Source organism: Sphingobacterium sp. UBA865 (assembly GCF_002295765.1).
Classification (GTDB): Bacteria; Bacteroidota; Bacteroidia; order Sphingobacteriales; family Sphingobacteriaceae; genus Sphingobacterium; species Sphingobacterium multivorum.
Genome location: NZ_DBGB01000023.1, coordinates 115882 through 127951 on the forward strand (window position 1 = coordinate 115882; position 12070 = coordinate 127951).

Genomic DNA, 12070 nt, shown 5'->3' on the forward strand with positions numbered 1-12070 from the left:
AAAGTATAGACTGGATGAACCTTGTTTAAAGTAGGTACGGCGGATAGCAACTCTACCGCTGTTAAAGGTTGCTGCTACGTTCAAACAAAAAAAGGAGCTTTAGGGCTCCTTTTTTTGTTTATCGAATTTTTATATGTCTATCAGACTTTAAATGTTATACAAAAAGTTGTACCTATATTAAGCTCGCTATCGACGGTGACTTTTGCCTCGAGACGATCTATGATGCGTTTTACAATAGAGAGTCCAATTCCCGAACCTTCAAATCTCTGCGAGTTCGGCAAGCGTTTAAAAATATCGAATATATTACTATCATCCTTAATATCCATTCCGATACCATTGTCTTTAATATAGTAGTTAACGAAATGTCCCTGCTTTTCACTATATACCTCGACTCTCGGGCGATCTTTTTTACTGCTATATTTTATGGCATTGCTGATCAGATTTAAGAACAACTGGTATAACAGTGTTCTTTCCCCTAAAATCGGCAAAGTTTCTCCCAAAACAAACTCAAGATGGGCGCTTTCAAACTGCTGCTTACAGCTTTCGAGAATGTTAAGAATTTTATTCCGTGGATCGATCAGTTCCGTTTTGAAGGCAACATAATTCGATTGCGTTAGCTGATACACCTTGTCCATCATTTCAGTGATCAGCGCGGTAGCATCCATAATATTTAGTGCCATTTTGCGTAACATATCCTTCGGAAGATCATCTTTCATCAACATCATCTGGGCAGCAAGCTTTATCGATGAAAGTGGATTTTTAAGATCATGGGTTAATGTATAGCCAAATGTATCCAAGGCATTGTTGGACCTGACAAGTTCTTTATTGAGCTGAGCAATCTCTCCGCCGCGCTGGGCAATAGCTTGTTGGGTTATTTGTGCGACTTTCTCCATAAAAGAAAGCTCGGCACGTTTCCACTGGATAGACTTGCCTTTCATCTTTTCACGCCAAGCTTCAAAAGATGTCCGTGGAGATGGAAATTCAACTTTCTTTTCAGGATCGTAATGATATATTTTTTCGGGTTTTCCAGCCCATACATCTTCGTAAACATGTTCTCTGCGGAATAAATAGATGTGCCATTTATTGCTGGGAAGGATATTTATCCGCAAAATGCCAGGCAATATAACCGGTTGCGGGGGGGCACTGTCACCATAGACAAAGTTTGATGTAAAAAATAAATCATTTTGCCCTTCTTCTTCTATAAAGCGATCGATCTCACGCAACTGCAATTCAGTGGGTACATCGCCCCAACTTTTAGAACCCCGGTCGTGCTTGATCATTAGTCCATCTGCGCCCGCAATTTCTAGAATTTGTGGTGCAAAGCGTTCAAGCACAATTCCAATATCGCTATTAACTAATAACTCAGACTTCAGATCACGTTCCATAACACCCATAATGGTTTGTGCTACCAGGTTTTCTTTTTGATGTTCTGAAAGATAGTAGTTTATAGCGTATTGCGTTAAAAAAGCGCATAAATGACGTTGGGCGAGATCAACATTCAAAGGCTCGCTATTCTGGCACGCCACCAAGCCCCAAAGTTTTCCTTCGATAACGATAGAAAAACTGGCACTGGCCCGTGCTCCTGCGTTTTTAAGATATTGTAAATGTACTGGAGATAATGCTCTGAGGCTACAGCGCGTCAAGTCTACCTCAGCAGCCTCCAAACCCTGTATAGCAATAGTCGGACCATCAACATCAGCTACGTGGCGCGCAAGAAACTTCACATAGAGTTCTCGTGCTTGTGCCGGAATATCAAATTCCGGATACCGGTACCCCATCAATGGGGTCATTCCATCTGCGATGGACTCTGCAATGACCTGTCCGCTATTGTCCTCCTCGAAACGGTATACCATAACTCGGTCAAAACCAATAATCTGACGGATCAGTACAGTCAATGATTGCCAAGCATTGCCATGACGTTCTTCAAGGTACTTCGCATAATAAAATAATCGCGTCGCTTTTAAATGATTTTCATTACAGATTTCTATTTCAAGGTATGTCCGCTCGTCGTACTGGTAAATACTCAGGTAATAGTCTACATTTTTAATGCGGATACGCTCCACAAAACGTGTAAAGATCTCTCCTCTAATTTGCGTTTCAATCTCTTTAAGATTCAACTCCTTTTCGGACGATAGCAATGGTAATAGCTGAGCAATAGAGCGTCCGAGGATTTCCTTCATGGGAATATCAAGAACGATAGTTAAGTTTTCACTTGCGGCAATACATCCGCTCTCATCAAAAATACAAAGGAAACCGAAAGACTGGATCTTACCGCATAGGTGGATTTTCTCTTCGTGACACTCCAGTTGACGCATAGTTTGCTAGTTTTTAATCATTTAATTCGCTAATAATAGGAAATTCTCGAAAGAGATAATTTGCCATACATTATAAATCTAGCACCCCTCTTCAAACATGTCATATCTTAGGCTAAGATAAAAAAAAATTGCGACGAATAACAGATCAAACGTTTGTTTAAAATTTATTCTGAATAGCTGATCGTTCAAACCACTGGTATTCAAAACCATAAGCAATTGTTCCTTTTAAAAATAAAAAAGCTAGGTTGGAAAGGACCTAGCTTTTAAAACTTTCTTCACGACTGGACAAGCCGTATTTAAATAAGGAACAATACTTTTAACGAAGTTGTTTGAATAATTTGTTTTTATCTTTTAATAGCTTTCATTCCTGAAGATCAACTCACTTAAATCTTTCCAAAACGATCTATTTCGAAGTGTAAGCATACCCTGACCATGGTAATAAGGAACAGTCCTGCACTGCAACAGCGTCAGTCTCTGCCAAAAGGTCGGCGTCCGGTACAGTGGTATCAAATGACAAGGTCCATTGCACAGCTGCTGGTAGATTGACATGTTGTAAATGAGCTGAAAAGTTCATCAGGATAATCATTTGCCTCTCCTTTTGTTCCACATAGATACTAAGTACCTTCTTATCACAGAGGCACTCAGTCCTGATATCACTTCGTTGCATATTTTTTAACAACGGATTGCTTTTCCGAAATGCGATCAACGATTTATAATAGGACAACTGTTGCTGATATGGTTGCCTGTTCAATTCGTCCCAATCCAACACAGCTTGCCTAAATATTGTTTCATCCTGTGGATCGGGAACCTCGTGATCTGTGAGAAAATCTTCAAACTCCCGCTTGCGGCCCTCCCGCACCAGCTCTACCAGCTCTGGATCACTGTGACTGATAAAATACGGAAAAGGTCGCACTGTCCCCCATTCTTCGCCCATAAATAGTAGCGGAAGATAGGGCGACATGAATACAGCAAAAGTCATAAGACGTGTTATTTCTCTGGCGTAAAGCGAGGCCGCACGATCACCCAGCATCCTATTGCCGACCTGATCATGATTCTGACTGAAAACAATGAAGCGATCGCCCGGAATACCCGCCGTATCTGTTCCAAAAAATTTCTCGCGATGGAAAGAATAGTTCCCATCAAAAACATAGGCCTTCTCGTAGGCTTTTGCCAGATCTTCCACGCCATTAAACTCCCGATAATAGCCCTTTTTTGGTTCGCCTACGGCTACGCGTAAGGCATGGTGAAACTCATCTAGCCACTGCGCATCCATCGCAAAACCATTTTTTGCCAAGGGGTCTAAAAATCTTCTGTCGTTAAGATCGCACTCAACAAAGAGATATCGATTTTTCCCTGTTTTAGCGATCACATTATCCGTTTCCGCACGGATTTCCTGAAGGATGTGAATTGGACTGAAATCCTTGATCGCATGTACTGCATCCATACGCAGCGCATCAATGTGAAAGTCTTCAAACCACATCCGTACATTGTTGACTACCAAATCCCGCTGTCCGTGACAGAAACGGTCGTCATAATTGAGTGCATCGCCCCAGGGCGTTCGATATTTCTCAGTGAAATAAGGACCATACTGCGCAAAATAGTTTCCTTCGGGGCCCACATGATTATAGACCACATCGAGAATTACAGCTATACCAGCCTCATGACAGGCATTAACTAGCCGTTGCAATTCGGAAGCGCCACCATAAGAATGCTGTACCGCGAATGGAAATACGCCATCATAACCCCAATTTCTCTCTCCGGGAAATTGAGCGATCGGCATGATTTCGATAGCAGTTATTCCCAAATTTTTCAGATAAGGAATCTTTTTGATAACTCCATCAAAGTCATGGGACGACGAGAATGTACCGACATGAAGCTCATAGATGATAAAATCTGATTGTTGCGGCGGCTGATAGTCTTGATCGGTCCATGAAAAAGCGAGGTCTACAGCTTGAGACGGTCCATGAACACCTTCCGGTTGTGAACGAGAAAGCGGATCAGGAAATTCGTTGTCGTCTACCCGTATTCTATACAAATCGCCCGCACGGATTAGATCACTTTCGGCATACCAATAACCGTAGGCTTGCTGCTCTAGCGGTATTTCGACACCCATATTATAAAGCATGCAATAGACATTCTTTGCATTTGGCGCCCATACGCGAATCTCCCATAGCGCACCATTGTATTGAACTCCTAATTGTCTAATTCCTGTTTTGCTCATAATCCAGTGGTCGCTCTATTGTGATTGAAATAAAAGAATCGAGCGCGAGGGAACTAAAACCGTATCCCCAGCTGGAAACTCCACAAAATCACCTATCCTATCGCTATTCGTATCTATGATCTTATTCCAGGAAGCCCCATAGATTTCACTAGGGAGTTTATAGGCGACATCTTCCCAATGGGCATTAAATAAAAGGTAAAAATTGGCATCCACTATTTTATTACCAGCGGTGTCTACTGATCGAATTCCCTGACCATTGAGAAATACAGCAAGGGAACGGGCATAATCCTCCTGCCAATGATGATCATCCATCTCAGATGCGTCTGGGAGAAACCATACGATATCCTCGACACCCGTACCACGAATGGGTATACCTTGAAACCATTTACGACGGCAGAATACAGGATGTTCACGGCGAAAATGAATTAATTTTTTAGTAAAATCCAATAAAGTTCCATCCACGCTGGTCCAGTCCAGCCAAGAGATCTCATTGTCCTGGCAATACGCATTATTGTTGCCTTGCTGTGTTCTGCCCAGTTCATCGCCAGCGACGAGCATAGGCACACCTTGCGACAGGAACAAGGTCACCAGCATATTTCGTTTTTGTTTTTGTCTTAGGCTATTAACTGTAGCATCCTCTGTAGGTCCTTCGACCCCGCAGTTCCAGGAGCGATTGTGACTTTCACCATCTTGATTATCCTCGCCATTGGCTTCGTTGTGCTTATCGTTATACGATACAAGGTCATGAAGTGTAAATCCATCGTGTGCAGTAATAAAATTAATGCTGGCGGAGGGTGTTCGATTATCTCCCCTATATAAATCGGAGGATCCTGTAAGGCGATTGGCAAATTCAGCAATCATGCTATCTGCCCCGATCCAATAATCTCGGATACAATCACGGTATTTTCCATTCCATTCTGCCCAGCCGGCAGGAAATTCGCCAACTTGGTAGCCGCCTTCTCCGATATCCCAAGGTTCCGCAATGAGTTTAACCTGTGAAATCACCGGATCTTGATGAATAACGTCAAAGAATGAACTTAATTTATCGACCTCGTGTAACTCCCGTGCCAATGCTGATGCCAAATCAAAGCGGAACCCGTCAACATGCATTTCCTCAACCCAATAGCGCAGACTGTCCATAATCAGACGTAATACATTGGGTTGACGTGTATTTAAGGTATTGCCAGTTCCGGTAAAATCCATATAATACCGTGGATCTTCCGCCAAGCGATAATAAGAAGCATTATCAATCCCTCTAAAAGACAGTGTTGGCCCCATTTCGTTACCTTCGCCGGTATGGTTGTAGACAACATCGAGGATCACTTCGATACCGGCATCATGTAAGGCCTTGACCATTTTTTTAAATTCCATAACCTGCTCACCATGTGTACCTGAAGCGGAATAGCGCACATCGGGAGCAAAAAAACCGATGCTATTGTATCCCCAATAGTTAGTGAGTCCTTTGTCCTTTAAATGACGGTCAGTCAAAAAATGATGGATCGGCAACAATTCGACGGCAGTAATACCCAGTTCTTTCAGGTAATTTATAGCAACAGGATGTGCCAAAGCAGCATAGGTTCCTCTTATTTCTTGGGGAATGTCAGGATGTGTCGCTGTAAAACCTTTTACGTGGGTTTCATAAATCACACTCTGATGCATCGGTACCCGCGGCGGACTGTCGTTCCCCCAATCAAATTTGTTATCAATAACAACAGCTTTGGGGACAAAAGGAGCGTTGTCCGTTGTATCGAAGCTCATATCGTCCTCCCCTATAGTGTACGCGAATAAAGCATCATCCCATTGTACAGTACCTGATATTGCTTTTGCATACGGATCAATCAACAATTTATGGGGGTTAAAACGGTGTCCCTGCGATGGATCGTGCGGACCATGTACCCGATAGCCGTAGCGTTGTCCTGGCTTAATTCCCGAGAGATAGATATGCCACACTTGGTGCGTCTTCTCGGTTATTTTAAATTTTGCGACTTCCTCCTCATCGGAACTAGTATAGAGGCAAAGTTCAACAGCCTCAGCATGTTCGGAGAAAAGGGCAAAGTTAACCCCTTCCCCATCGTAAGTAGCTCCTAATGGATAAGGGCTTCCGGTATAAATTTTTGTTTCCATCTGTATGTTTAACGGTTGTATAATTTCGTGTAGTAAGCTAATTTTTCCTGGTGGTTTGCTGCAAATGCCCCTTTTTGCATACGCCATACCCAATTGCCAGCTGTGCTGGCGGGACGGTTCATGCGGCAAGATCCATCAAGATTCAGGATATCTTGCATCGCGATAATGACGCTGTCTGCAACGGATGCGTAGAGTGAACGTATGAGGACATCATTTAGATTTGTATTTTCAACGATTTGCCCATAGTAATTATTGATCCTTTCTTTGCCCGCTCCATCGAGATCTTGATTAAACCAAGACAGCGAAGTATTATTGTCGTGGGTGCCCGTATAGGCGACAGTATTGCGGTTATATTGATGCGGGATATGAGGTGAACGGGGCATATCGTTGCCAAAAGCAAATTGTAATACGGCCATTCCCGGAAAATTATATTCATTACGTAGCTGATATACCTTAGCGTCTATGTCACCAAGATCTTCGGCGATAAAAGGCATATGATCCAACGAAGTTTTCACATGATCAAAAAAATCCGACCCAGGCCCTACAACCCAGCTTCCATTTTTTGCGGAAGTTTCTTCATGGGGCACTTCCCAATAGGAAGAAAATGCTCGGAAATGGTCAAGCCGTAACGTATCGAATAGCGTACAGTTATGTGACAAACGTTCCACCCACCATTGATAACCATCTTTTTGAAGTGAGATCCAATTATAGGTTGGCATACCCCATAATTGGCCGTCGGCGTTGAAGTAATCGGGTGGTACCCCCGCAACATGATTTATAGTACCGTCTGCTTTTAATGAAAAGTACTGCGGATTGACCCACACATCGGCAGAATCATAGGCAACATAAAATGGGATATCGCCTATAAACCTAATCCCATAATCACGCGCATAGTTTCTTAACGCACTCCATTGCCTAAAAAATAGGAACTGAAACCATTTTTCCTGTTGCAATTCATCTGCAAATCGAGTGGCGAAATCTTCCAGCGCTGCGCTATCGCGAAGCTTATAAAGCGCTGGCCATTGATACCATGGACGATCGTCATGTCTATTTTTCAAAACTTTGAAGAGTGCATAATCATCAAGCCAGGAAGATTCGCGGTCTACAAACTCGGTAAATTCATGCGTAGGCTGCGCTGGAAGACGATGGAATGCATTTTCAAGGAGCCGATATTTTGAGCTGTTTATTTCCGCGAAATCTATTGTTTGCAAGCCCTTCATTTTCAAGGTCTTTAATTCATCCTTATTCAGCAAGCCAAATTTTAATAATTCCTTTAAATCGATGAGTAAGGGATTTCCAGCCCTGCTACTTAGCGTGCTATAAGGCGAATAACATTGTGCTAAGTCTGTAGGCCCCAATGGAAGGATCTGCCACCAGCTTTGGCCACCACGTTGGAGCTGTTTAACAAAACGGCGAGCTTCATTCCCGAGATCTCCGATCCCATAAGGTGACGGTAATGAGCTTATATGCAACAATATACCGGAACTCCTTTTCTGAGTGGAATCTTTATATTTTAAGATCGCCATGGGAAGATCCTTAAAAATAGCATGGATAGGAATTTCTGTGCCTTCGCCACTGCTATCCATCAAAACATGCTGCCAAGTCACAGAACGATGAGTTAAGAGATGAACTTTTGTATCGGACCAATCAAATGAACAGGGCACAAATTTTGAGATTTTACCAATAGCGGCAAGATGTAGCGGTAAAATCACCACTAACCACTCATCCCCTGACCTACGTGCGAAGGCCAATATATGTTTCCTATATCGACCAGTCACCTTCAGTGGAATATAGCTGCTATCCGGTGCAAGTGTATGATCGTCCTTTCTCAGTTTCACCAATTCCTTTATCAACCAAAGCTTTATTCTTCCATCGTGTCTATTTCGCCATAAAAATGGAATTCGCTCTTCTTTGGCTGTCTCTTCGATCGTGTCGAGGAGACTTTTACTTAATTCATAAGCTATAGGTCGTCGGTTGTCGGGATCAACAAAGCTATAGTTCCAAAGTTCTGATCCCTGATAGATATCGGGTATACCAGGACAAGTAAACTTTAAAATTTGCTGAATAAGTGAATTCAATATTCCATAATCAGCGACTGCCTCAATAAATTGATAAAAGCTCGTAAAAAAAGGACGGTCTTTGTCCAGCAAAAAAGAAGCGAAGTCCCGAACTGAAGCTTCATAAACTAAATTTGGATTCTCCCAGCTTGAGCGTTCTTTACCTTCGCGAAGGTATTTCACCAAGTAGTCCAAGAAACGTTTTTCAAATGCTGCACATGCCTTCGCATCCTGTTTCTCCATTGGATAAGAGGAGACCAAAGACTGATAGATGAAATATTCATCATTTGGGTGCGGAAGGTCCTTTCGATATTCATTCCAGACCACATCCTGCCAAATGCGCAGTTGTTTTACCCACTTTTGCGCCATAGCAGTTAGGACCAAAAGGCGGCTCCGTGAATCCTCCCCTCGCTTGGTGTCGTGTGTTGAACTGGCGTTGATTGACAGTGGCCAATCTTTTTGCCGATCCTGCATAAATCGGTGAAATTGCTTGATACTAAGCCCTAAATTCTGTGGATGGTCACCCACTTCATTATGTCCAATAAACCGGTTGTAGGTGTACATCAAGGTATCTTCTACCCCTTTTGCCATTACTGGCCCAGTCAATTGCATGCAGCGGAGAAAGAAATCGGCTAAAGCAGTTTGGTTCGGCGATTGATAAGCTACCTGCGCTTGCTGAAACTGATTTCGAAATTGATCGACCAGCTCTTGGTCGAGCTCGGGGTTCTTCATCAACTTTTCAAAAAGTGAAGACACAAGTTCGAAGTTCCTTATTGACAATGGAAAGCAATCATCATAAAGCCGATAGACCGGAAAAAGTGCAATAAAGGACTTTAAAATGTCCTTTAGCGCATCCCGCTTCTCTTGGTCAACAACACCCAGAAGTGATGCTAACGATTTGGCAAGATTGTCGAGCTCTCCCTGCATCTGATCTGTAAGAATCTTACATTTTTTTGCATATTGATCTTTTTTAATTGATAAGTTTTCGCCAGTAACTTTGCGATAATAGTTATTCAATATTTTCTTTCCCGACTGGCAGGAACATACATTATTACAAACTGATAAAAAATCATAGCCCGTTGTTCCCTGTATAGGCCAGTCGATCGGGAGCTTCTCTCCTTTCTCCAGTATCTTTTCAGCGACGATATACGTTTTTGGACCGATATATTTTCTCAAATTGTAGAGGTAGGCTGTGGGATTATAAAGTCCATCGATATGATCAATGCGGAGTCCATCAATCAGCCCCTCGTCAACGAGTGTTTTGATTAGCTCATGAGACTGCTTGAATACTTCTTCGTCCTGCACATTTAAACAAATTAGTTCGTTGACCGTAAAAAAACGTCTATAATTTATTCGTTTATGTGTATGCCACCAAGGAGAAAGCTCATAATTCTGACTAGTTACCAATTCAAGAATACGATCGGGATCCGCATTAAAGCGTTGCAGCGTAGACGTAAGTATCTCGCCTGAGAGACCTTTAAAGATGTGTATTCGCAACTGCTTCCACTCTTCGTTATCTCCATTGGCTTGAGCGGTATTTATCTGAACCAAAAGGCCGCTAAAATCGGCTTGTGTGTTCCGTAAATAATCGCCCAATATAAAGCCATAGGATTCTGGTGAAATTGGATAAACATTTCCTTGATAAGAAAGTCGAAGACTATCATCGGAAAAAACGACTGTAATTTCATTGTCTGATATTGCTTCATCCAAAGTCTTTGCTAATATAGGTACCATTAATTTTCCCTGCTCAAATAAATTCGAACTATAGCAGGTATCAAAAAAACGGCTAAATGTTGATGACTGTCCAAATTCCAGCAAATCCATGAGCCATTCGTTCGCTGGATGAAATGCCATGTGATTTGGAACGATATCCTGAATCCATTTGATATTGGATTCTCTTAATTGTTTCTTAATAGCCCTGAGCTCGTCGAGTGTACCTAATTCTGGATTTATCTGATGCATATTAACACCGTCATAGCCATGGACACTCCCCGGCGTTGATTGTAAAATAGGTGCAGCATAAATCGTATCTATACCTAGATTAAGCAGGTAAGGAATTATGGCTTTAAAATCAGCAAAGTTAAACGCTTTATGAAATTGAATTCTGTAGGTTGTATTTGGCTTATTAATGGATACATTTCTATTCGTCTGCATAGTGCTGGATTTCATTTTAGTTCAGAACGCCAGCCAGCCATTTTAGTTCAATCGTTTTTCAAAAAAGGGAAGTTGAAATGAGATGGAAGGGGGTTGAAAATAATAAGGCAAAAAAATAATTTAAAATTAAAACGAATCTTTCTGAGCTGCGTTCTACCTGTACTTCTTCAATAATTGCAGTTTAAATTATTATAATATGAAAAAAATAGGAATTACGTTTTCCGCTTTTGATCTGCTTCATGCAGGTCACATTAAGATGCTCGAAGATGCCAAAGAACAGTGCGACTTTCTGATTTGCGGTCTGCAGACAGATCCAACGCTGGATCGTCCAGAAAAAAACAAGCCGACACAATCGGTATTTGAACGCTATATGCAATTAAAGGCATGTAAACATGTGGATATGATTATCCCTTACGCTACTGAGCAGGACCTCGAAGATGTTTTACGTTCATACAAAATACATGTTCGCATTTTGGGTGATGAATATATGGATAAGGCATTTACAGGCAGACAGTATTGCGAAGAAAAAGGGATACGACTTTATTTCAATAGACGGGAAAACAGGTTCTCGAGTTCGTCTTTGCGGAGAATAATTGCATCGAAGGAAAACACTAGTAAGGGCGCCGTGGTCAGTATAAACGATGGGGCTAATTACGCGTTAAAGCGCATAAACGCATAAACTAATAGTAAAAATATGATTATAGGTATTATTTTCGGCGTATTTGACATGTTGCATGTAGGCCATATCGTTGCGCTACAGGAAGCGAAGAGTCAGTGTGATTATCTCATTGTGGGACTTAAAACCGATTCAAATGTACAGGAAGCTGATGGCCATGACACGGCTCAGACCATGGTCGAAAGATTCATCAAATTGGAAGGCTGTCAGTTTGTTGATGAAATCATCCCTTTTGAATCGGATCACGACATTACAGATATGCTTCAGTCACTACCTGTCCACAAATTCTTTATAGGGGAAGACTATAAGATGGTTGATTTTTCAGGCAGAGATTATTGTATTTCAGAGGGAATTGAAATTTGTTATACCAAGAACAAAAACCGATTTTCAAGTCAGTCGCTTCGAAAAATTGTGAGTGAAAAAGAAATTGAGAAGGCGGAAAGGAGTTTTGGCGCAAGTTTAAAATGCCATTCCGCAAATATTATTTCAACTACACCCCAATAAAGGAGCAATGAAATATAGA

The 12070-nt window shown here is 41.9% G+C and carries 6 protein-coding genes; 2 read left to right on the forward strand and 4 right to left on the reverse strand.

Annotation, left to right across the window (positions count from 1 at the left end; all coding sequences use genetic code 11):
* Nucleotides 1–140 precede the first annotated feature (140 nt).
* The 4 genes from B2O97_RS13830 to treY all read right to left on the reverse strand — a co-directional run bounded on the left by B2O97_RS13830 (nt 141) and on the right by treY (nt 10871).
* Nucleotides 141–2315: an ATP-binding protein gene (locus tag B2O97_RS13830; RefSeq protein WP_286767570.1), complete on the reverse strand. Its 2175-nt coding sequence runs from the start codon at nt 2313–2315 to the stop codon at nt 141–143.
* A 403-nt stretch (nt 2316–2718) separates the two neighbouring features.
* Nucleotides 2719–4536, reverse strand: a complete 1818-nt coding sequence (gene treZ / locus B2O97_RS13835; RefSeq protein WP_286767571.1) for a malto-oligosyltrehalose trehalohydrolase — start codon at nt 4534–4536, stop codon at nt 2719–2721.
* 15 nt (nt 4537–4551) lie between these two features.
* Nucleotides 4552–6660 (reverse strand): glycogen debranching protein GlgX, encoded by a 2109-nt coding sequence (glgX, locus tag B2O97_RS13840; RefSeq protein WP_286767572.1) that lies wholly within the window; start codon nt 6658–6660, stop codon nt 4552–4554.
* Between the two features lie 8 nt (nt 6661–6668).
* Complete coding sequence (treY, locus tag B2O97_RS13845) at nt 6669–10871, reverse strand: malto-oligosyltrehalose synthase (RefSeq protein ID WP_286767573.1); 4203 nt, start codon at nt 10869–10871, stop codon at nt 6669–6671.
* Between the two features lie 196 nt (nt 10872–11067).
* On the opposite strand from treY, the gene B2O97_RS13850 reads away from it, so the two are divergent.
* Both B2O97_RS13850 and B2O97_RS13855 read left to right on the forward strand, forming a co-directional pair.
* A complete protein-coding gene (locus B2O97_RS13850) occupies nt 11068–11550 on the forward strand; it encodes an adenylyltransferase/cytidyltransferase family protein (protein WP_046676287.1) in 483 nt (160 codons plus the stop codon).
* Between the two features lie 15 nt (nt 11551–11565).
* Nucleotides 11566–12051, forward strand: a complete 486-nt coding sequence (locus tag B2O97_RS13855; protein WP_070560786.1) for an adenylyltransferase/cytidyltransferase family protein — start codon at nt 11566–11568, stop codon at nt 12049–12051.
* Nucleotides 12052–12070 lie beyond the last annotated feature (19 nt).

What these genes read in the sequence shown, in the direction of transcription:
- B2O97_RS13830 (WP_286767570.1), bottom strand. Translation starts at nt 2,315, where the DNA reads ATGCGTCAACTGGAGTGTCACGAAGAGAAAATCCACCTATGCGGTAAG.
- treZ (WP_286767571.1), bottom strand. Translation starts at nt 4,536, where the DNA reads ATGAGCAAAACAGGAATTAGACAATTAGGAGTTCAATACAATGGTGCG.
- glgX (WP_286767572.1), bottom strand. Translation starts at nt 6,660, where the DNA reads ATGGAAACAAAAATTTATACCGGAAGCCCTTATCCATTAGGAGCTACT.
- treY (WP_286767573.1), bottom strand. Translation starts at nt 10,871, where the DNA reads ATGCAGACGAATAGAAATGTATCCATTAATAAGCCAAATACAACCTAC.
- B2O97_RS13850 (WP_046676287.1), top strand. Translation starts at nt 11,068, where the DNA reads ATGAAAAAAATAGGAATTACGTTTTCCGCTTTTGATCTGCTTCATGCA.
- B2O97_RS13855 (WP_070560786.1), top strand. Translation starts at nt 11,566, where the DNA reads ATGATTATAGGTATTATTTTCGGCGTATTTGACATGTTGCATGTAGGC.